The sequence below is a fragment of the Embleya scabrispora genome, from assembly GCF_002024165.1.
Classification (GTDB): Bacteria; Actinomycetota; Actinomycetes; order Streptomycetales; family Streptomycetaceae; genus Embleya; species Embleya scabrispora_A.
The window spans coordinates 2,480,597-2,501,760 of record NZ_MWQN01000001.1; the positions used below are offsets into that span (position 1 = coordinate 2,480,597).

Here is a 21,164-nt window from a genome sequence, read left to right on the forward strand (position 1 = left end):
GTTCTCAGGGGAGAGTTCCGCATGTCCCAACCTCCGGGTCCGTACGGCCCGCCGCCCGGTTACGGCGTCGAGGGCCAAGGCGCGGGCTACGGCCAACAGCCCGGCTACGGCCAACCGGCCTACGGTCAGCCCGGCCATGGTCAGCCCGGTTACGCCCAGCAGGCCGGCTACGCCCAGCCGTACGGCTACGGCCCGCCGCAGAACCTCGGCGACTACTGCGCGGGCTGGGGGCGGCGCCTGGGTGGGGCGCTCCTGGACGGGCTCGTCATGTTGCCGGTGCTGATCCCGTACTACATCGGGTTCGCGATGTTCATGGACAAGACCGAGACCACCAGCAACCTCGACGGCAGCGAGACGACCACCTACGACGGCGGGTCCGGTCCGGTCGTGCTGATGATCGTCGGCGGTGTGCTCTCGTTCCTGTTCGGTCTCTGGCAGCTCTACCGCCAGGGCAAGACCGGTCAGACGATCGGCAAGAAGGCGGTCGGGATCAAGGTGTTGCGCGAGCGGGACGGCATGCCGACCGGCTTCGGGATGGCCTTCGTCCGCGCCATCGCGCACTTCCTCGACACGATCGCGTGTTTCCTCGGCTGGTTGTGGCCGCTGTGGGACGACAAGAAGCAGACCTTCGCCGACAAGGTCTGCTCGACGGTCGTGGTCAAGGTCTGAGCGTCCCCGCCGACGCGCGCGAGGCGCGGCCCCGTTCGGGGCCGCGCCTCGCGTGTGTCCGGGGCCGGATCAGTGGAAGAAGTGCCGGGTCCCGGTGAAGTACATGGTGATGCCGGCCGCGCGCGCGGCCTCGACCACCTGCTCGTCGCGGACCGAGCCGCCCGGCTGCACGACCGCCTTGACGCCGCCCTCGATCAGCACCTCCAGGCCGTCGGGGAACGGGAAGAACGCGTCGGACGCGCCCACCGAGCCGGCCGCCCGCTCGCCGGCGCGCTGCACCGCGAGCCGGGCCGAGTCGACCCGGTTGACCTGGCCCATGCCCACCCCGACGGTCGCGCCGCCGGTCGCGAGCAGGATCGCGTTGGACTTGACCGCGCGTACCGCCCGCCAGGCGAACACCAGGTCGCGCAGCGTGTCGGCGTCGGCCGGCTCGCCGGTGGCCAGCGTCCAGGCGGCGGCGTCGTCGCCGGGTGCCTGGTAGCGGTCGGCGTTCTGGAGCAGCAGCCCGCCGTCGATCTGGCGGAACTCGACCGGCGTGCCGGGTGCCTCGGGCGCGCGCAGCACCCGGATGTTCTTCTTCCGGGCCAGCACCTCGACCGCGCCGTCCTCGTAGGCCGGCGCCACGATGACCTCGGTGAAGATCTCCGCGACCTGCTCGGCCATCGCCACGCTCACCGGCCGGTTGACCGCGATCACGCCGCCGTAGGCGGACACCGGGTCGCTCGCGTGCGCCCGCAGGTGCGCCTCGGCGACGGTCTCGCCGATCGCGATGCCGCACGGGTTGGCGTGCTTGATGATCGCCACGCACGGCTGCTCGTGGTCGTAGGCGGCGCGGCGGGCCGCGTCGGTGTCCTGGTAGTTGTTGTAGGACATCTCCTTGCCGTGCAGCTGCTCGGCGCCGGCCAGGCCGCCGGTGCCGTCCACGTAGAGCGCGGCGGCCTGGTGCGGGTTCTCGCCGTAGCGGAGCACGTTCTCGCGGCGCCGCACCGAGCCGAGGAAGGCCGGGAAGCCCTCGTCGTCGGCCGGGGCGTAGCCGCTCGAGAACCAGGACGCGACCGCGACGTCGTACGCGGCGGTGTGGCCGAACGCCTCGCCCGCGAGCCGCTTGCGCTGCGCGAGGTCGAAGCCGCCGGCCTCGATCGCGGCGAGCACGTCGGCGTAGCGGTCCGGGCTGGTCACCACGGCCACGGACGGGTGGTTCTTGGCCGCGGCACGCACCATCGAGGGGCCGCCGATGTCGATCTGCTCGACACACTCGTCCGGCGTGGCGCCCGACTCGACGGTCGCGGTGAACGGGTACAGGTTGACCACGACCAGGTCGAACGGCCGGATCTCCAGCTCGTCGAGTTGCGCGCGGTGCGACTCCAGGCGCAGGTCGGCGAGGATGCCGGCGTGTACGCGCGGGTGCAGCGTCTTGACCCGGCCGTCCAGGCACTCGGGGAAGCCGGTCAGCTCCTCGACCTTGGTCACGGGCACGCCCGCGGCGGCGATCCGGCCGGCGGTGGAGCCGGTGGAGACCAGTTCGACCCCGGCGGCGTGCAGGCCGCGGGCCAGCTCCTCCAGACCGGTCTTGTCGTACACGCTGATCAGCGCGCGACGGATCGGGCGCAGCCCGTCCTGGTCGGCGGGGGTGGGGGTGGGGGCGGCGGAAGTCATGCGGGGATCCGGACCTTTCTTCCTTCGATGCGGTAGCCCTCGCGGGCCAGCCGGCCCACGACCTCGACGAGCAGGGTGCGCTCGACAGTCTTGATGCGCTCGTGCAACGCCTCGCCGCCGTCGGCGTGATCGCCGTCCTCGACCGCGACGACGCCCTGAGCGATGATCGGCCCGGTGTCCACGCCGGCGTCCACGAGGTGCACCGTGCAGCCGGTCACCTTGGCGCCGTACGCGAGCGCGTCCCGGACGCCGTGCGCGCCGGGGAACGAGGGCAGCAGTGCGGGGTGGGTGTTGACGGTGCGTCCCTCGAAGCGGGCCAGAAAGCGCGGGCCCAGGATCTTCATGAAGCCGGCCGAGACCACCAGGTCGGGCTCGTACGCGGCGACCGCGGCGGTGAGCGCCGCGTCCCAGTCGGCCCGGGTGGGGTGGTCGGCCACCCGCTCGACGAAGGTGGGTACACCGGCGCGTTCGGCGCGGATCGGCCCCGCGATGCCGTCGCGGTCGGCGCCCACGGCCACCACGCGCGCCCCGTACGCGGGATCCGCACACGCGTCGAGCAGGGCCTGCAGGTTGGTGCCGGAGCCGGAGACGAGGACGACGAGCCGGGCCGGCCCGGGGGTGCGCGGGGCGTGAACGGCCACTGCTTTCAAGCTCTTTCCGGAAAGGGAAGGGTGGGAAAAGTGGGAGGGGCACCCAAGGGATTCGGGCTCTCGCCGGGATCTCGCACGGGTCCGGCAGGGCGTTCCCCGACGGGAGGCGGGAACACGGAGCGGCGCCCGTACGTCGGCAACGATAGCGTCAGGGGGTAGGCAGTACCGAACCGGCGGGGTGGGATGCCATCGGCGGTGCCGGCGAGATCCGGTCGACGGGCCCACGGGCCGCGGTCGACGGGCCCGCGGGGGCCTTGGGGCCCCGCGGACGCCGCCGCCCGGCTACGGTGCACCCCGCACACGTACGATCCTGGGAAGGGAATCCCGCGATCCGGCACGACGAGGGCAGGCAGAGGATGAGTACCGGCAACGAGACCGACGAGCGGGATCCCTACGCCCCGCCGCCGGAGGGTACGCCCGACCGCCCGCCGGCCGCCCCGTGGAACGTGCCCGGCAACGGGCGAGGGGACGGCGACGGAGGCAACCGACAGGGCCGCGAGGACCGGCCGCAACGGGCGCCGCGCGAGCCGCGCGAGCAGCCCGACCCGAAGGACGTCCGGGTCCGCAACGCGCGCCTGGCGCTGTGGGCGGGGGTGTGGGCGGTGTTCTTCGCCCTGTTCTTCCCGTCCGACCTGGGCCTGGTGCTGGGCGTGGTGCTGGGTGTGGTCGCCCTGGCGCTCGGCATTCGCACCGTCCGCGGCACCACCCCGGCCACCGCCGGGCCGCGGATCGAGGAGGGTCCGGGCGGCACCGCCCGTCACCCGGGACACGCCCCCGGCGGCCCGGCCCACCGGCCGCGCGTGCGCCGGCCGGCCCGCGCCCGCTCGGGTGCCGCGCTCGCGGGTCTGGTCACCGGCGCGATCGCGGTGGTCTACGTGCTGGGCGTGTGGACCTTCGAGGCGGTCAACAAGGACTACTACGACTGCATGGACAGCGCGCTCACCAAGACGGGCGAGCAGCGCTGCCTGGACAAGCTGCCGGACCGGTACCACTGGGTCGTGGACGGCACGTTCTAGGGCTCCCGCCGGGCTCGGGGCTCGGCCCTGCGGGGCGCGGAATCCCTGGGCGCGGAGTTTTGCGGTGCGGAGTTTCGGGGCTCGGAGTTTCGGGGCTCGGAGTTTCGGGGCTCGGAGTTTCGGGGCTCGGAGTTTCGGGGCTCGGAGTTTCGGGGCTCCGCGGATCCGAGGGGCAGGTGCGCTCCTGCGTGGTTCGGGTCGGAAGGCAATGAGGCGAGGGTCGTCTCCGCCGCGGCGGGGGCGGCCTTCGGGCTTTTCGGGGTCTGCGGCCTCCGCGGGCGCTTGGGGCTCGTCGCGTCGTCGGGGCCGATCGGGGCCGTCGGGCCGGGTGGGCGCGCCGGGCTTCCCGGGGTCTCCCGGCCGCGCCACCAGCTGGCGGCCAGGGCGGCTGGGGCGGCGGCGAGGGCGATCTCGACGGTGAGCGCGGCGGCGGTGCGCCACACGTTCGGGCCCAGGTCGGCGAGGTTGGCCAGGCCGGCGGTGCCGGTGGCCAGCCGGGTCGAGGCGAGGGCGAGCAGGCCGACGCCCACACCGGCGCCGACCGCGTGCACGGTGACCGGGACCCAGGACCGGGGCGGCTCGGCGCGGGCCGCGAAGCAGCCCGCCACCACGCCGGCGAGCACCGGCAGCACCGCGGGGGCCCACGCGGCGGAGGGTACCGTCGCGGGGCCCGGCAGGGCGGCGAGCAGGGGCAGCGTGGGCAGCGTGCCGAACGTGCTGCCGGTGGGCGCGATGGTGGTGGCCGCGCCGAGCGCGAAGCCGGTGCCGGCCGCGTAGCACACCGCCCACACGATCGCGTTGGGCACGAGGGCCGCGCACACCACGGCCAGCGCCGCGAAGCCGACCGCGTCGTCCGTGGTCAGCTTCAGGGCCAGGCGGACCTGCCCCGCGTGGGCGAACAGGCAGACCAGGACCAGCAGCGCCCCGCCCGCCGCGAGCACCGCGGCCGAGGCCAGACCGGCGCGGACCGCCGGCACCCGGACCAGGATCGGCCCGAACGCGCCCAGCACACCGGCGGCCAGGACACCGAGCCCGGCGACCGCGACCGTGTCCGGGACCGGCCGCACGCTCGCGCTGCCGACGCCGGCGGCCACCGCGTACATCAGGCCCGTGTAGACCGGCACCTGCGCCGCGAGCACGAGCACGGTCCCGGCGATGCCGTCGGCGAGGCGTCGGCCCATCCGACACAGCAGCCAGATCAGCGGGACGGTCAGACCCAGCGGGGCGAGCCGCAGCGGCACCACGGTCACGATCGGCGCGACGGAGCCGGTGGCGGCGTGGCCGGTCTCCACGATCTCGAAGCCGACGTGATGCGCGGCGAGCCAGACCCCGCCGACCACGCGCAGCAGCGCCCAAGGGTGGTCGAAGCTGCCCGAGCCGATGCCGCAGGTGGCCACGATCAGCACCAGCAGGGCGATCGTGCCGAGCCCGGCCGCGGCCACGAGCAGCGCGGACACCACGCCTCGGGCGAGCGCCTGGGCGATCCGGGCGGTGTCGGGACGCCACGCGGCGAGGGCGGCCAGGGCCGCCGCGCCGGGTGGTGTGGACCGCGCGGGCGGCGCCGAACCGGTGGGGGCGGGCGGGCCCCCGGGACGATCGGGCGGTTGTGCTCGGGGGCGGCGGGGGTCTCGACCGGGGCGAGCGCGGGGAGGGCGTCCGGGGGACGGTCGGGCCTGGGCGGAACGACCGGCGGCGGGGCGGCGGGGCGCGGAGGTGGGGGCGGGGGTTCGTGCGCCGTGTCCGGTGCCTGGGGTGCCGCCGAGGGCGTGTGTGCCGTCTCCGGTGCCGCCGGGGGTCGCCGAGGCGTCTGCGCCGCGTCGTGGGTGTGTACCGCCTCGGCCGCCGGTGCCGGTTCCGCCGTCTCGTCGAGCGCGGTGGGGGTCGTGGTCGACGGCGCGGGCGGCTGGTCGAGGGGATGCTCGAAGGGCCCGGAGCGGGGCGCGAGCAGGCTCTCCACGCCGACCCACGGGCCGGCTCGGGCCACCGCCCAGGGCGTCGACGAGCCGTGCTCGGTTTCCGGCATTTCGGTCACGGTCCCCATGCTGCCCGCGCGACTCCGATCCCAGCCGCATATGCCTGTCGGGCGGGGCAAGACACCCCATTTGCTCGATCGCAAGCATTTAATATGCATTTTCAAGCGACCCTCGGGTACCTCAGCCCTTCATGGGCATCGACGACGAGCACACGGTCCCGCGCGCGAGCGCCCCGGGGTTCGACGCCCTGGTCGCGGCGACCGCCCCCGACATCGCGCGCTACACGTTCCTGTTGACCGCGAGCCCGGCCCGGGCCGCGCACGTGACCCGGCACACCTTCGCCCGGGTCTGGCGCGACCTGCCGGACGCGGCGGACACCCCGGCCGACGCCGCCTACGTACGCACCGTCGCCGGCGACCTCGCGCTGGACCGCCGGTTCCTGGTCCGCCGGGCGCTGTGGCGGCTCGTACCGCACCCCGACCGCACCGCCCGGGTGGTCCCGCACGCCGACGACGACACGCGGCGCGACCAGGACGTCGCGCTCCTGCGCGCGCTCCAGCGGGTGCCCGCGCACCGGCGCCGGGTCTTCGTCCTGCGGCACCTGTTCGGGATGTCCCCGGAGCAGGTGGCGGCGGAGACCGAGGCGACCACCGAGGCGACCCGGATCCGGCTGATACACGCCCACGAGGACCTCGCCGACCGGGTCCCGGCGATCACCGGCCCGTCCCCGAACTGCGCCGAGGCGCACGCGTTCCTGAGCACGCTCACCCGCGACCTGGCCGCCCGCCACGCGCCGCACGTCCCCGGAGCGCACGCCGTACGCGTGGGCAGCCGGGCGCGGACCGCGGCGCTGGTCACCGTGGTGGTCGCGGCGATCCTGGCGCTCGTCGTGGCCGCACTCCCCCGGCTGCTCAACCCGGGCACCTCCCGCGACTCGCGCGCGGGCGACCGGGCCCGGTCGCTCACCGCCTCGGAGGCGGCCCGCCGGGTGCCACCGGTGCCCGCCGCGGCGGCCGCGACGCCGGAGGAGACCCCGCCGCCGCCTGCCGCGGCCCCGCCCGCGCCCGCGGAGCGGGGGGCCGCGCCGGCCGAGGGGCCGGCCACGCCCGAGGCTCCCGCGCCCCCGTCCCCTGTGCCCGGGCAACCGGCCCTCGGCGTGACGCCGGCCCCCGCCGCCCCGCAGCGGCTCTCGCCGCTGCTGCGACCCGCCACGCCCACCGGCGCCCGGAGCACGAGCGGGACGGCGGCCGACCTGCGGGCGCGCACGGGGACCGCGGCGACCGGGCCGGGCGCGCTGCTGGCCCCGGAGCGGGCCTTCGTCCTCGACACGGGTTGCCTGAACAACGGGCTGCGCCGGGCGGCGTCGCCCTGACCGACCCGGGACGGCACGACGCCCCGCGCCCCACCGGAAAACGGCGGGATACGGGGCGTCGTCGGTGACCGGGTGGGTCAGCCGGCCATGATCTCGCGCATCAGGCGCGCCGTCTCGGACGGCGTCTTGCCGACCTTGACGCCGACGGCCTCGAGCGCGTCCTGCTTGGCCTGCGCGGTGCCCGAGGAGCCCGACACGATGGCGCCGGCGTGGCCCATGGTCTTGCCCTCGGGGGCGGTGAAGCCCGCGACGTAGCCGACGACCGGCTTGGTGATGTGCTCGGCGATGTAGGCCGCGGCACGCTCCTCGGCGTCGCCGCCGATCTCGCCGATCATCACGATCGCGTCGGTGTCCGGGTCGTCCTGGAACGCCTGGAGGCAGTCGATGTGCGTGGTGCCGATGATCGGGTCGCCACCGATGCCTACGGCGGTCGAGAAGCCGATGTCGGCCAGCTCGTACATCATCTGGTAGGTCAGCGTGCCCGACTTGGACACCAGACCGATCCGGCCCGGCTTGGTGATGCTCGCCGGGATGATGCCCGCGTTGGACTGGCCGGGGGTGATCAGGCCGGGACAGTTCGGGCCGATGATCCGGGTCTTGTTGCCCTTGGCGCCGGCGAGCGCCCAGAACTGCGCCGTGTCGTGCACCGGCACGCCCTCGGTGATGACCACCGCGAGGCCGATCTCGGCCTCGATGGCCTCGACCACGGCGTCCTTGGTGAACTTCGGCGGCACGAAGACCACGGTGACGTCGGCGCCGGTGGCCTCCATGGCCTCGGCCACGGTGCCGAATACCGGTACCTCGGTGCCGTCCACGTCGACGGTGGTGCCGGCCTTGCGCGGGTTCACGCCACCGACGATGTTCGTCCCGGAGGCGAGCATCCGGTGGGTGTGCTTCATCCCCTCGGAGCCGGTCATGCCCTGGACGATGACCTTGCTGTCCTTGGTCAGGAAGATAGCCATGCTGGGTCGGTCTCCCTTACTTCGCGGCAGCGAGCTCGGCGGCCCGCTCGGCCGCGCCATCCATGGTGTCCACCTGCTGGACCAGCGGGTGGTTCGCGTCGGTCAGGATCTGCCGACCCAGCTCCGCGTTGTTGCCGTCCAGTCGCACGACGAGCGGCTTGGTGACCGCCTCGCCCTTCTGCTTCAGCAGTTCGAGCGCCTGCACGATGCCGTTCGCGACCGCGTCGCACGCGGTGATGCCGCCGAAGACGTTGACGAAGACCGACTTGACGTCGGCGTCGCCCAGGATGATCTCCAGGCCGTTCGCCATCACCTCGGCGGACGCGCCGCCGCCGATGTCGAGGAAGTTGGCGGGCTTGACGCCGCCGTGGTTCTCCCCGGCGTACGCGACCACGTCGAGCGTGGACATGACCAGGCCCGCGCCGTTGCCGATGATGCCGACCGAACCGTCGAGCTTGACGTAGTTCAGACCCTTGGCCTTGGCCGCCGCCTCCAGCGGGTCGGCCGCGTCCTTGTCCTCGAGCGCCTCGTGGTCGGGGTGGCGGAAGTCGGCGTTCTCGTCGAGCGAGACCTTGCCGTCCAGCGCGATGATCTTGCCCTCTTCGGACTTGATCAGCGGGTTCACCTCGACGAGCGTGGCGTCCTCTTCGACGAAGACGGTCCACAGCGTCTTGAGGGTCGCGACGATCTGGTCGTGCAACTCGGCCGGGAACTTCGCCGCCTCGACGATCTCGCGGGCCTTGGCCTCGGTCACGCCCTCGATCGCGTCGACCGGGATCTTGGCGAGCGCGTCGGGGTTCTCCTCGGCGACGACCTCGATCTCGACGCCGCCCTCGACGGACGCCATCGCGAGGAAGGTGCGGTTGGTGCGGTCGAGCAGGAACGAGACGTAGTACTCGTCCACCGGCTTGGCCAGCCCGGCCAGCATGACCTTCTTGACGATGTGGCCCTTGATGTCGAGGCCGAGGATCTGCTCGGTCTTCTCGACGACCTCGTCGGTGCTGAAGGCCAGCTTCACGCCGCCGGCCTTGCCGCGGCCACCGACCTTCACCTGGGCCTTGACGACGGCCTTGCCACCCATGCGCTCGGCGGCGGCCCGTGCCTCCTCCGGCGTGAAGACGACTTCACCGGGCAGAACCGGCACACCGTGCTTAGCGAAGAGATCCCTCGCCTGGTACTCGAACAGGTCCACGCGGGTCCGTCCTTGTGATCGCGATCGGATATGCGGAACATGCGCAGCCGCGTCCGTCGTCGCGCAGGTCCGGCAGGCTCGCCCCCGGTTCCGGTGGACGGCGTCCGCACGCGTAGCTGATCCGCCTTGCAGGCTATCGGGCAGGAGTGCCGGGCCCGAATCAGGGTCCGGGTCACACCCCCGGGGCGCCTCCCGACCACGGCACCACCGTGTGTAGAGATCCGCCCGTTTACGCCTGTTCCACCGTGACACAGGGAACACACCAAAACGGACAGTGACCATCCGATGTGTCCGACACCACGCCGGCGCTCGCGGCGGATGGCCTCGTATGTCAGCGTTCCGAAGCCCTCGGGGGCGGCGCCTGTGGAGAAGCCCGGCCTACAGGTCCAGGAAATCCCGGAGCCGACCCTGGATATCGGCCAGTTCCGATTCCTCCACGAAGCCCATCCGCCGACCGAAACGCTCGTGCGACACCGCCCGCACGTCCTCGGTACGGGCGAAACTCACACTCGTCGATCCGGAGCCCGAACTCGACACCCGGACGTGGTGCGGCAGGCCTCGGTCACGACTGGTCAACGGGACCACGATGGCCATTCCGCGAATGTAGCGGTTGTACGGGTCCGCCGAGACGATCACGCAGGGGCGCCGTCGGCCCTGCTCATGCCCCGTCACCGGATCAAGATCAAGCATCCATACATCGCCTTGGCGGGGGCGAAGAGCAGGGCTCACCGAGTGCCCTCGTCATCCAGGCCATCGGCAAGCGTCGCTTCCCATTCGGCCTGCTCCGCACGATAGGACCGCCACTCGTCCGGATCCGCCTCCAGCCGGGTATAGGCCACGTCGATGGCTGCGAAACGCTCGGCCCTCTCCTCCCGCTCTATGGCCGCAGCAATCACCGCGCCCATCGACATCTCACGTTGCTCCGCCAGGCGTGCGATGCGGTCTCGCACCTTGGCGTCCACCTTCACTGTGGTTTGCATACCGATCAGGTTACCTCGAAGGCTACCGATCGGGATACCGTTACGGCTCGGGCGCGGGAAGCGGCAGGCCCTGGAGCGCGGCGGCCATCACCTCCGGGAACAGGTCGGGGGTGCAGGCGAAGGCGGGGCTGCCGATTGCCGCCAGGGCGGCGGCGTTGGTGTGGTCGTAGGCCGGGGCGCCCTCGTCGGAGAGGGCCAGCAGGGTGAGGAAGGTGGTGCCGGCGGCCTGCATGCCCGCCGCGCGGCGGACCATCCCGTCCCGCACACCGCCCTCGTACAGGTCGCTGATCAGCACGACGACGGTCTCCGTCGGCCGGGTGATCAGCGACTGGCAGTAGGTCAGCGCGCGGTTGATGTCGGTGCCGCCGCCGAGGCGGGTGCCGAAGAGCACGTCGACGGGGTCGCTCAGCCGGTCGGTCAGGTCGACCACGCTCGTGTCGAAGACCACCAGCGAGGTCCGCAGCGCGTGCATCGAGCCGAGCACGGCGCCGAACACCGACGCGTAGACCACCGAGGCGGCCATCGAACCCGACTGGTCGACGCACAGGATCACGTCCTTGTGCACCCCGTGCCGTCGGCGCCCGTAGCCGACCAGGCGCTCCGGCACGATCGTGCGGTGCTCGGGCTGGTAGTGGCCGAGGTTGGCCCGGATCGTGGCGTTCCAGTCGATGTCCCGCGGGCTCGGGCGGTGCACCCGGGTCGAGCGGTCGAGCGCTCCCCGGACCAGGCTCGTGGTGCGTTGCGCGACCCGGCGCTCCAGGTCGTCGACGACGCGGCGGACCACCGCGCGGGCGGCCTCCTTCGTCGCCTCGGGCATCAGCGCGGTGAGCGCGAGCAGGGTGCCGACCAGGTGCACGTCGGGTTCGACGGCGGCCAGCATCTCCGGCTCCAGGAGCAGCCGGGTCAGGTCGAGCCGCTCGATCGCGTCCTGCTGGAGGATGCTCACCACGCCCGCCGGGAAGTAGGCGCGGATGTCGCCGAGCCAGCGGGCCACCGACGGCGCGGAGGCGCCGAGGCCGGCGGCGCGCGGCCCGGTCGCCCGGCGGCTGCCGCGCGGGGCCTGGGTCTCGGGGCGGTACAGCGCGCCCAGCGCCTGGTCGATCCGGGCGTCGTCGCCGGTGAGCCCGCGGCCGGTGCCGTCGGGTTCGCCGCCCAGCACCAGGCGCCAGCGGCGCAGCCGTTCGTCGTCGGCCTCGCTCGTCACGGGGTCACCTCCCGGTCCGCCAGGCCCAGGATCCGGGCCAGCAGCGGCAGTACGGCGTCGGCGCGCCCGCCGTCGAAGTGCTCGGCGGTCGCGATCGGGACGGCGGCCCCCGCCGGGGTGCGGATGCGCTCGCCGAGCAGCCGCCGCTCGGGCGCGGCGAAGGTGGCGAAGGTGCGGCGCAGCAGCGGCAGGATCTCCACGAACAGGTCGTCGGGGGTGCCGGTGATCCAGGCGTCGACCAGGTCGAGGAGCCCTTCGTCGTGGATCAGCAGCATGCCGCCGCCGGCCAGGAATCCCTCGATCCAGGCCGCCGATTCGCGATGCGGGACGCCCCGGGTGAGGGCGCGGGCCAGGCGGGGCGCGGCCGCCTCCGGCGCGAGGCGGCCCAGGTCGAGCAGCAGGCGGGTGGCGCGGCCGGCGAGCAGGCCCGGCAGGTCCTCCCGGTCGGCGAGTCGCCGCAGGGTGGTGTACCACTCGTCCTGTCGGCGCTCCGGCAGCAGTTGTACGGCGGCGTGCACGTCGTCGAGGCGACGGCGCATCGCGGCGGCTCCGTCGGAGTCCAGTCCGGCGCAGGCCGCGGGCAGCCCGACGCAGATCCGGACCACCAGGCCGGCCACGACGGTGTCGAGCGCCGAGGTGTCGGTGCCGCGGACGTCGCCGTAGCGCAGCGCCCGCACCAGTCCCGGCAGCGCCTCGGCGAGCCGGCCGACGTCGGCGTCCAGGGCGGCGCGCCGGTCCAGCACCCGCATGATCACCGGCAGCGCGTCGGGCAGGTCGGCGCGCAGGCAGCGCTCGGCGACCTCGGTGACGTCGGCGAGCGATTCGGCCCGGATCGCCAGGTCGCTCGCGCGCGCCTCGGCCGCGGCGACCACGGTGGTCCCCCACACACCCGCCTCGGCCACCCGGATGGCCAACTCCGGCTGCCAGTCGAGCCGCCAGGTCTCGCGGAAGGTGCCCCGGCTCTCCCGGCCCGGGACCGGCACACCCCACGGGACGTCGAGCAGGGCGAGCCGGTTGAGCAGTCGGCTGCGGTCGGCGTGCGAGTCCTTGCGCAGGTCGAGTTCCAGTTCGCGGGCGGCGGGCTCGGGCCGCAGCCGCAGCCGGCGCTGCTCGCGGGTGAGGTCGCGCTGGAGCGGTACGGCGGGCACCGTCGGCGGCACCTCGCCGATCACGTCGCCGACCACGAGGGCGTCGTGCACCAGCGCGAGCGGCCCGGTGACGCCGTCGCACATGACCGCGCGGACCGCTTCGAGGGTCTCGTCCAGACCGGCCAGCGGTCGTCCGCGCAGCGCGGCGAGCGCGTCGGCGTGGCGGGTCGCCTCGATCACATGCGCGGAGGAGACCGGGTGGCCCGCCTCGCGCAGCAGCGTGGCGATCCGGACGAACCAGCGGGGCAGCGGGTCGGGCTCGGCGGCGGTGTCGAACAGGTGCCGGTACCAGCCGGGGGACGCGACCCCGGCCCCGTAGCCGGAGCTCTGCGCGAGGCGGTGGTGGGTCCACGGCACCCACGTGGTCTCCACCTTGACCGCGGCCCGGTGCGGCGCGAGCAGCGCGCGGTCGGCGGCGGCGGAGCGCGGGTCGGCGAGCGCGGGCACGTGCCAGGCGCCGCACACCACGGCGATCCGGGTGTGTCCGGCCCGGTGTGCGGAGCGGACGCACTGGCGCATGTACGCCTCGCGCAGTCGTTCGATGTCGGGTTCGGCGGTCGGGTCCGGGTCTGCGGGCCGCTCGTCCTCGCGCAGCGCGGCCATCGCGTCGGCGAGCGCCGCGAAGGGCCGCAGCGGGTCGTCGGCGGGCGCACGGTGTTCGATCACGTCCTCCCACCAGTGCTCGGCGTCGTCTCGACCGGCCAGTCGGGCCAGGGCGGCGATCGGGTCCACCGGGGGCAGGACGGGCTCGGCCGGTTCCTCGCTCTCGCGCTCGCGGCGGGCCCGGTCGAGGGTGAAGGACACCGCGACCGGCAGGTCGATGAACCGGACCGGGACACCGTGCCCGCTCGCGTGGGTGATGGCCACCCATTCGGGGCTGAAGTCGGCGTACGGCCAAAAGCCCGCCTGGGCGGGATCGTCGATCGCGTGCGCGAGCAGCGCGACGGGCGGACGCAGACCGGGCTCGGCGGCGAAGGACAGCAGCGGGTCGGCCTCGGGAGGACCCTCGATCAGCACGATGTCGGGCCGCAGCCGGTCCAGCGCGGCGCCGACCGCCCGGGCCGAGCCCGGGCCGTGGTGCCGCACGCCGAGCAGGGTCGGTCGCGCGGCCGAGGGCCGCGCCATCAGGCCGGGTCCGCGTCGCGACAGGCCCGGTAGAAGTCCTGCCAGTCGGCGCGCGGGCGCACCGCGGTCTCCAGGTATTCGCGCCAGACCAGGGTGTCGGCGGCCGGGTCCTTGACCACCGCGCCCAGGATCCCCGCCGCCACGTCGGCCGAGCGCAGCACACCGTCACCGAAGTGCGCGGCGAGCGCGAGGCCGCCGGTGACCACGGAGATCGCCTCGGCGGTGGACAGCGGCCCGGACGGGGTCTTCAGCCTGGTCCGGCCGTCTTCGGTGAGGCCGGCGCGCAGTTCGCGGAACACCGTCACCACACGCCGCAGTTCGGCCTCGGCGCCGGCCACCGGCGGCAGTTCGAGGCCGGAGCCGAGCTGGGCCACCCGGCGGCTGACGATCTCCACCTCCGCGTCGGCGGTCGCGGGCAGCGGGAGCACCACGGTGTTGAACCGGCGACGCAGCGCCGAGGAGAGTTCGTTGACCCCCCGGTCTCGGTCGTTGGCGGTGGCGATCAGGTTGAACCCGCGCACCGCCCGCACCTCGTCGTTCAACTCCGGCACGGGCAGGGTCTTCTCGGACAGGATGGTGATCAGCGAGTCCTGCACGTCGGCCGGGACGCGGGTCAACTCCTCGACCCGGGCGAGAAGTCCGCGGCTCATCGCGCGCATCACCGGGCCGGCCACCATGGCCGCGCGGCTGGGCCCGTGGGCGAGCAGTTGCGCGTAGTTCCAGCCGTAGCGGATGGCCTCCTCGGGGGTGCCGGCGGTGCCCTGGACCAGCAGCGTGGAGTTGCCGCACACGGCGGCGGCCAGATGCTCCGCCACCCACGTCTTGGCCGTGCCCGGCACGCCGAGCAGCAGCAGCGCCCGGTCGGTGGCCAGCGTGGTGACGGCGACCTCGACGATCCGGCGCGGCCCGATGTACTTGGGCGAGATCACCGTGCCGTCGGGCAACGTGCCGCCGAGCAGGTAGGTGGCCACCGCCCACGGCGAAAGCTTCCAGCGCGGCGGCCGGGGCCGCTCGTCGGCGGCGGCGAGCGCGGCCAACTCGTCGGCGAACGCGTCCTCGGCGTGCGCCCGGAGCACATCCCGCTCGACCTGCTCACCCGATTCGGCAGACACGCCCGTCACGGCTCCCCCATTGCTCGAACGAACCCGAACAGGGACAAGTCTGCCGGTCGGGTCCGACACTCCCGCTGCCGAACGGGGGCCACCCGGGAGGCACGCGCCTCGCGCGTCGGCGGCTGCCTTGGGGTCACTCACAAGGGTGACGGCACGTCGATCTCGGACGTTGCGGGGAAGTCTGTCTACTATCGTCCCAGGGTCCATTGACGACGATGGGAGGCCGCCGGTGATGACGCAGGCACTGCCGGAATGGTTTTACCCCGGTCCCGAGGACGGCTGGACCGCCGAGGATCTCGATCGGCTCCCGCCCGAGGCTCCGCGTCGGATAGAGCTGATCCACGGAGCCCTCATCGTGATGTCCCCGCAGTCGTTGTTTCACATGCGCGTGCTGAATCGGCTCAACGCCGCGCTCGAAGCCCAGGCTCCGACCACCCTGTTCGTCGCGCGGGAGATGACGATCCGCCTGGGCCGCCGGTCGCGTCCGGAGCCCGACATGACGGTGGTCGACGCCGCCGCCGCACGGAACCCGGAGCTGACCGCGTTCGAACCCGCCGACGTTCGCCTGGTGGTCGAGGTCGTATCGCCCGAGTCGGAGGAACGCGATCGCACCGTCAAGCCGACGCTCTATGCCAAGAGCGGTATCGCCCACTATTGGCGCATCGAGAAGGACATGGGCGTCGCGGTGGTCTACGTCTACGAGCTCGACCCCACCACGACGGCGTACGTCCCGACGGGCGTGCATCGCGGCGTGATGAAGCTCGACGTGCCGTTTCCGCTCGTGCTGGACGTGGGCGCGTTGACGCGCTGAGCCTCGAGAGTCAGCCGCCCAGCAGTTCCGCGCGCATCGTCGCGCGGTAGCGCAGGGTCGCGGCCAGGGCGCGGAAGGCCTTGGGCCATTCGCCGTCGCCTTCGGCGAGCGCGTCCACGCGGTCGACCAGGGCCGGGTCCAGGCCGCGGCCGGCGACGTCCCTCGCGCCGCTGAAGCTCCAGGGGTACGCGCCGGACTCGGCCGCCGTCGCGAAGGCGTCCAGGACCGCGTCGCCCAGGGAGAGCGGCCACGGGGTCGGGCAGTTGGTGAGCAGTTGCAGGGCCTCGGACAGGCCGTGCGCGGCGATGTGGCGGGCCACGTGGTCGGCGCACTCGGCCGGCGGCAGCACGGTGAGCAGGCGGGTGGGCGCGCCGCGACCGGCCAACGCGCGGGCCCAGTCGACGTCGCGTTGGAGCACCGCCGCGCGGGCCCACCCCTCCCGGACGTCCTCGGCGAACCGGCGCGGCAGCGCACGGGCCGCGATCTCCTCGGGGCTCGCCCCGAACACCTCCCGCCACACCGACAGCGGCGTGGCCGCGACGACCTCGCCCAGCCACCACGAGTGGTCCTCGCGCCCGGTCGGCGAGGACCGGTCGATGCCGTCGCGCACCATCGCCTCGTCGCACTCGCCCGGCGGCACCACCAGCACCCGCCCCGCTCCGTCGGGCCGCAGGCAGGCCCGGCCCCGCGCGCTCATCCGGGCCACGAACGCCGATTCGGGCAGCGCACCGAGGCGTCGCGCCGCGGCCACCCGGACCACCTTGGCCCGATCGTCCAGGGCCGCCTCCAGGAAGGCCTCGTCGCCCGCCGTCGCCCCGGCGGCCAGCGCCTCGACGAACACCGCGCGGTCCTCGGCCGGTTCGGCCCGCCAGGTCCGGGCCAGCAACTCCCTGGCCGCGTCCGGGTCCGCCGCCCGCAACACCGCGAACGCGGCCAGCCGCTCACCGAACCGGCCGTGCCGCCACAGGTCGATCGGGTCGTCGGGATCCCCGGCCGCGATCCGGGTCAGCCAGGCCCACTCCGGATTGAGCCCGGCCAGCCAACGCCCCCTCGGCCCGGCGAGTTCGGCCACGACCGCCCGCAGATCCGTGCGCGAGCGGGCCGCGGTCAACAGGCCCGGCAGTTCGGACTCGGGTGCCCGCAGACCGGCCGTCCGGGCCAGGGCCAGCCATTCCGGCAGGAAGTCCATCCCGTCGCCTTCGAGCAGGATCCGCAACCGCGCCCGGGCCGGCTCCGGCACGGACGGTCGCGGGTCCACCTCGGTGCACGGCTGCGGCGGCGCGCCCGCGGGGGCTCGGCGGCCCGCCCGCCGATGCACCATCACGATCGCCGCCAGATCGAGCAGCCGCACCGCCTCGTCGGTCCGGTCCACGCGCGCGGCCAACTCGCCCAACGCGCCCTCGGCGGGCCATTCCGCGGCCCTGCGCCGCCCGGTGCCCACCAGTGCCGCCGACACCAGGTCGTCCCACACCGGATCCGCGACCCGCATCCGAACTCCCCTTCCACACTCGGCGATCGGCCGTCGAGGACCGGCATCGGCGTCGAACCTCCGGCTCGACCGGGCCGGTTACAGCGGGACGGCCTGGCCCTCGTGCCAGGCGGTCACCGGCACGAATCCGCGCGCGCCGTATTCGCCGAACACGGTCAGCCCCGTACCGCCGGACATCGCGGACAACCGCCACAGCGCCTGCTCGCCGGTCCGGGCGCGGTCCACCGGCAGCCAGAACCCGTCCGCGCCGGCGATGCGCCACCCCATCGGCTCCGGCACCGCCAGCACGTCGGCGAGCACCACCGGCCAGGCCTCCAGCCACGGCTCGCGGCGCAACGCCTCGGCGTAGGCCAGGGTCGCCTCCTCGGGCCCCACCCCGGCCGGCTCGGCCCCGGCGGCCGGCTCACCGGTCCGCTCGCCCAGCGCCACCCGCAGCGGCACCGCGTCGTCGTGGAAGGCCGCGTCGGCCTCGATGGTGCGCCCCACGGGCAGGGCCAACTGCGGCGCCCGCCCCTGCGGCCCGAAGGCCAGCACCAGCGCGGGCCGGCCCGACCCGGTGCCGCGCAGCCAGATCCGCCGCTCGGTCAGCCCGCCGTCGACGCTGTCCCGGCTGCCGAGCACCAGCCACCGATCGTGCACCGCGGTGCCCTCGGCCCGCGCCGCCCGCAGCACGTCCTCCGCGTCCACGGTCCAGCCGATGCGCGCCCGCAGTCCGGCCACCAGGGACGGATCCAGGTCGTCGGCGTGTTCGTGGGCGCGCAGGAGCAGCCACAACTCGGCGTAGTCCTCCAGCAGTCGGCCCGGCCAGCCCTCCGCCCCGGACGCGGGTATCGCGCCCGCCGCGCGCAACCTGGCGGCCAGGCCGGGGGCCTTGGCGTCGACCATACGCTCCGCGATGCCGTCCCACATCGCGTATCCCTCACGCTCGGTGCCCGCCAGACCCTGGTGCACCCGATCGGCCAGCCACCGGCGCAACCGCTCGGTGCCCTCGGCGACTTCGGCCGCCCGCCGCTCGGCCCGCCGCCGGGCCGCGGCGGGATCGGCCGGACCGGCCCGCCCCCGCCGTCCGGCCGCCGGGGCGTCGACCCAGTCGGGAGCGCTCGCCCCGACCGGCACCGCGGCCGGATCGTTCGCCCACAGGAGCATCAGGCCGAGGGCGTGTACGCAGGGAAAGCCCGGTCGGGGGCACGAACATCGCCCCGTGGGACCGGCGGGATCGACCACCGTGCGGTAGGCCGTCGCGCCGCCGCCCGACCCCCAGATCGGGCCGTGCGCGGCCGTCGAGGCGCCGGTGGCCGACCACGACTCCGGTCTCGCGAGGGCGCTCCCGGCCGTGCGTGCTGCGGCGTCGGGGGCCAGTGCCAACACCCGTTCCGCGGTCCACCGTTGCTGCATGACGGCCACGGTACGGGCCCGCACCGACACGTGTGTGCGAGCCCGTCGAACCCGCGGATCGCAGCGGGCCCGATGTCCGGATCCGGGCGAAGTGCCCGGTCAGGCGGCGGTGGTCGCCACGTGTGCGCGCACCCAGTCGACGATGTCGGTGGTCGGCGCGCCCGGGGTGAACACCGCCGCGACACCGATCCGCCGCAGCTCGGGGACGTCCTCCTCCGGGATGATCCCGCCGCCGAACACCAGGATGTCCTCGGCCTCGCGCTCCTTGAGCAGTTCGATCACCTTGGCGAAGAGCGTCATGTGCGCGCCGGAGAGCACCGAGAGGCCGATCGCGTCGGCGTCCTCCTGGATGGCCGTCTCGACGATCTGGACCGGGGTCTGGTGCAGCCCGGTGTACACCACCTCGAAGCCCGCGTCGCGCAGTGCGCGCGCGACCACCTTGACCCCACGATCGTGTCCGTCGAGCCCGGGCTTGGCCACGACGATCCTGATCGGTCCGGGAACACCCATCACTGCCTCCATGTACGTAGCGAAGCCCTCGCCCGGAGCGTAACCCCCACCCGGTCGGCACACGGGCGGCGGTCGACGGCGTCCGCCCGGACGGGTGTCGCCGCGGCGGACCTCGTCACCCGCCCGGCCGCCTGACCTGCGGTTCCGATCGCGAGGATTGTCCTGTGAACGTCAAGGGAGCTACAGTCCGTTTCCGACCGGCCCCCGAAACGTAAGGCGACGTAGGTGACGGACGTTCGCTACCCGAGTGCGCAGCAGCAGGCTCGCCACGGGTCGGACACCGAGGGTGCGTATTCCCCCTACGGCTCGTCCGACCCGGTCCACGGCGGCTACGACCAGGGCTACGAGTACGGCGCGAACGCCTACTCGGGCGACCCGAGCGGCGGTTGGCCCGCGGTCGACGCGGCGGGCGGGTGGGGTGTACCGACACCCGCGTACGATGGATACGACACCGGCACCGGCTACCCCGCGGCGGCCGGCTACGCGTCCGGCGGGTACGCCGCCGTCGACCACTCCGGCACGCAGTACTCCGCCGTCGACCACACCGCCGTCGGCTACGACACGACGGGCCACGGCTCGGGCGGCTACGACACCTCGGGGTACCAACCCGCCTACGACGCCTCGGGATACGTCCAGGTGCCGGGCCACGACGGCTACGGCAACGGCTCGTCGGACGGCTACAGCGGGTCCTACGACGCCTCCGGCGGCCATGCCGCGACCGGCACCTACGGCTACCCCGCGGTCCAGGACACCGGCTACGGCACGCAGACGCAGACCTGGGCGGTCACCGACACCGCGGTGCAGGATCCGGCGCCGGCGCCGTACGTCGATCCCGCGTGGGACGGCGGCTCGAACACCGGTATGTGGTACGCCGCTTCGGACACCGCCGCGTGGGAGTCCGACACCTGGTACTCCCCCGTCCCGGTGCGCGACGACGCCGACAAGTGGTCGGGCGGAAACCGCTCGACGACGGACCTGTTCGACGACGGCACCACGCGTGCGCCGGCCGAGCCCGCGTTCGATGTCGGCGACCATGACCTCAGCGTGCCGGCCCGCACCGACACCGAGACCGACGCGGACGACGCGCGCGTCGAGCCGGCCGGGAAGCCGAAGGCCCGGGAGGCCCGGGAGGCCAAGGCCACCAAGGGAGTCAAGGAAGCCGGGGAGTCCGCCGACAAGGCCCGGGTGAAGCGCAAACGCGCGTTCCCGCTGACCGCCGGCGCCCCGCTCGCGGTGATGGGCGCGGCGGCGATGGCCGTCGCGGCGGTCGGGGGCCTGCACACCGCGGGCGCCGAGACCAAGGACGCGGACCCGGTGGCCGGCGGCGAGGATCTGCCGCTGATGTCGCCGATGGACAAACAACTGGTGGATCTCCAGGTCGGCGCCGAGGACTTCGCCGAGCGCGCCAGTCGCGCGCAGACCCGGGTCTCGCTCCAGGAGCGCCAGGAACAGGCCCAGCAGGACCAGGAAGCCGAGCGCAAGCGCCGGGAGTCCCTCCGGCCCAAGTTCGTGCTTCCGGTCGCCCAGAAGGGCCTCAGCGCCTATTTCGGCTCCTCCGGCTCGCGCTGGGCGCACACCCACACCGGCATCGACTTCCCGGTGGACCTGAGCACCCCGGTGTTCGCGGTGATGGACGGCGTGGTGCGCACGCAGGTCAACTCGGCCTACGGGAACATGGTGATCCTGACCGGCAAGGACGGCACCGAGACCTGGTACTGCCACCTGACCCGGGCCAAGATCCGCTCCGGTCCGGTCAAGGCGGGCGACGTGATCGCCTACAGCGGCGACACCGGCAACAGCACCGGCCCGCACCTGCACTTCGAGGTCCGGCCCGGCGGCGGCGCCCCGATCAACCCGCTGCCCTGGCTGCGGGCGAACGGCCTCGACCCGACCTGAGCCC

The 21,164-nt window shown here is 74.0% G+C and carries 17 protein-coding genes and 2 pseudogenes; 6 read left to right on the forward strand and 13 right to left on the reverse strand.

The genetic code is table 11. The annotated features are described in order from the left end of the window. Positions 1-21 precede the first annotated feature (21 nt). On the forward strand, positions 22-669 hold the full coding sequence (locus B4N89_RS10755; protein WP_078975658.1) for an RDD family protein: 648 nt from the start codon (positions 22-24) through the stop codon (positions 667-669). Between the two features lie 69 nt (positions 670-738). Here the strand turns inward: B4N89_RS10755 and purH are convergent, their stop codons facing one another. Together purH and purN are read right to left on the reverse strand one after the other, a co-directional pair. After that, entirely contained in the window at positions 739-2,325 is a 1,587-nt protein-coding gene (purH, locus tag B4N89_RS10760) for a bifunctional phosphoribosylaminoimidazolecarboxamide formyltransferase/IMP cyclohydrolase (protein WP_078975659.1), read from the reverse strand. Then, positions 2,322-2,966 (reverse strand): phosphoribosylglycinamide formyltransferase, encoded by a 645-nt coding sequence (gene purN / locus B4N89_RS10765; protein ID WP_078975660.1) that lies wholly within the window; start codon positions 2,964-2,966, stop codon positions 2,322-2,324. The genes purH and purN overlap by 4 nt, the downstream gene beginning before the upstream one ends. A 365-nt stretch (positions 2,967-3,331) precedes the next feature. Here purN and B4N89_RS10770 point away from each other — a divergent pair, with 365 nt between their 5' ends. Next, the gene (locus B4N89_RS10770; protein ID WP_078975661.1) at positions 3,332-3,991 is read left to right on the forward strand and encodes a hypothetical protein; all 660 of its coding nucleotides are present in this window, start codon (positions 3,332-3,334) and stop codon (positions 3,989-3,991) included. Positions 3,992-4,036: 45 nt separating this feature from the next. Then, positions 4,037-4,096 (forward strand): annotated as a pseudogene (locus B4N89_RS53345) (hypothetical protein); the annotation flags it as partial. A 284-nt stretch (positions 4,097-4,380) separates the two neighbouring features. Here B4N89_RS53345 and B4N89_RS53350 read toward each other — a convergent pair. Then, positions 4,381-6,111: pseudogene (locus tag B4N89_RS53350) on the reverse strand (DUF6350 family protein); the annotation flags it as partial. A 43-nt stretch (positions 6,112-6,154) separates the two neighbouring features. Here B4N89_RS53350 and B4N89_RS10780 point away from each other — a divergent pair. Then, positions 6,155-7,336: an RNA polymerase sigma factor gene (locus B4N89_RS10780; RefSeq protein WP_078975662.1), complete on the forward strand. Its 1,182-nt coding sequence runs from the start codon at positions 6,155-6,157 to the stop codon at positions 7,334-7,336. Between the two features lie 77 nt (positions 7,337-7,413). Here the strand turns inward: B4N89_RS10780 and sucD are convergent, their stop codons facing one another. The 7 genes from sucD to B4N89_RS10815 form a co-directional block, all read right to left on the reverse strand. Beyond that, positions 7,414-8,298: a succinate--CoA ligase subunit alpha gene (gene sucD / locus B4N89_RS10785; RefSeq protein ID WP_078975663.1), complete on the reverse strand. Its 885-nt coding sequence runs from the start codon at positions 8,296-8,298 to the stop codon at positions 7,414-7,416. 16 nt (positions 8,299-8,314) lie between these two features. Beyond that, complete coding sequence (gene sucC / locus B4N89_RS10790; protein WP_078975664.1) at positions 8,315-9,490, reverse strand: ADP-forming succinate--CoA ligase subunit beta; 1,176 nt, start codon at positions 9,488-9,490, stop codon at positions 8,315-8,317. Between the two features lie 378 nt (positions 9,491-9,868). Continuing rightward, a complete protein-coding gene (locus B4N89_RS10795) occupies positions 9,869-10,219 on the reverse strand; it encodes a type II toxin-antitoxin system PemK/MazF family toxin (protein ID WP_268812486.1) in 351 nt (116 codons plus the stop codon). Continuing rightward, entirely contained in the window at positions 10,216-10,470 is a 255-nt protein-coding gene (locus B4N89_RS10800; protein WP_078975666.1) for a ribbon-helix-helix protein, CopG family, read from the reverse strand. Before B4N89_RS10800 ends, B4N89_RS10795 begins: the two co-directional genes overlap by 4 nt. A gap of 40 nt (positions 10,471-10,510) precedes the next feature. Continuing rightward, positions 10,511-11,674 (reverse strand): VWA domain-containing protein, encoded by a 1,164-nt coding sequence (locus tag B4N89_RS10805; RefSeq protein WP_078975667.1) that lies wholly within the window; start codon positions 11,672-11,674, stop codon positions 10,511-10,513. Further along, positions 11,671-13,947 (reverse strand): DUF5682 family protein, encoded by a 2,277-nt coding sequence (locus B4N89_RS10810; protein WP_078975668.1) that lies wholly within the window; start codon positions 13,945-13,947, stop codon positions 11,671-11,673. The genes B4N89_RS10805 and B4N89_RS10810 overlap by 4 nt, the downstream gene beginning before the upstream one ends. After that, complete coding sequence (locus B4N89_RS10815; RefSeq protein ID WP_078979271.1) at positions 13,947-15,059, reverse strand: ATP-binding protein; 1,113 nt, start codon at positions 15,057-15,059, stop codon at positions 13,947-13,949. Before B4N89_RS10815 ends, B4N89_RS10810 begins: the two co-directional genes overlap by 1 nt. Positions 15,060-15,291: 232 nt before the next feature. On the opposite strand from B4N89_RS10815, the gene B4N89_RS10820 reads away from it, so the two are divergent. Next, a complete protein-coding gene (locus B4N89_RS10820; RefSeq protein WP_078979272.1) occupies positions 15,292-15,870 on the forward strand; it encodes a Uma2 family endonuclease in 579 nt (192 codons plus the stop codon). A gap of 10 nt (positions 15,871-15,880) precedes the next feature. Here B4N89_RS10820 and B4N89_RS10825 read toward each other — a convergent pair whose 3' ends face one another. From B4N89_RS10825 to B4N89_RS10835, 3 genes are all read right to left on the reverse strand, one after another. After that, positions 15,881-17,359 (reverse strand): DUF5691 domain-containing protein, encoded by a 1,479-nt coding sequence (locus tag B4N89_RS10825; protein WP_101897053.1) that lies wholly within the window; start codon positions 17,357-17,359, stop codon positions 15,881-15,883. 78 nt (positions 17,360-17,437) lie between these two features. After that, positions 17,438-18,754 carry an SWIM zinc finger family protein gene (locus B4N89_RS10830; protein WP_078979273.1) on the reverse strand — a complete coding sequence of 439 codons (1,317 nt, stop codon included), beginning with the start codon at positions 18,752-18,754 and terminating at the stop codon, positions 17,438-17,440. 99 nt (positions 18,755-18,853) lie between these two features. Continuing rightward, entirely contained in the window at positions 18,854-19,264 is a 411-nt protein-coding gene (locus tag B4N89_RS10835) for a cobalamin B12-binding domain-containing protein (protein WP_078975670.1), read from the reverse strand. Between the two features lie 225 nt (positions 19,265-19,489). On the opposite strand from B4N89_RS10835, the gene B4N89_RS10840 reads away from it, so the two are divergent. Beyond that, positions 19,490-21,160 carry a M23 family metallopeptidase gene (locus B4N89_RS10840; RefSeq protein ID WP_078975671.1) on the forward strand — a complete coding sequence of 557 codons (1,671 nt, stop codon included), beginning with the start codon at positions 19,490-19,492 and terminating at the stop codon, positions 21,158-21,160. Positions 21,161-21,164: the final 4 nt, after the last annotated feature.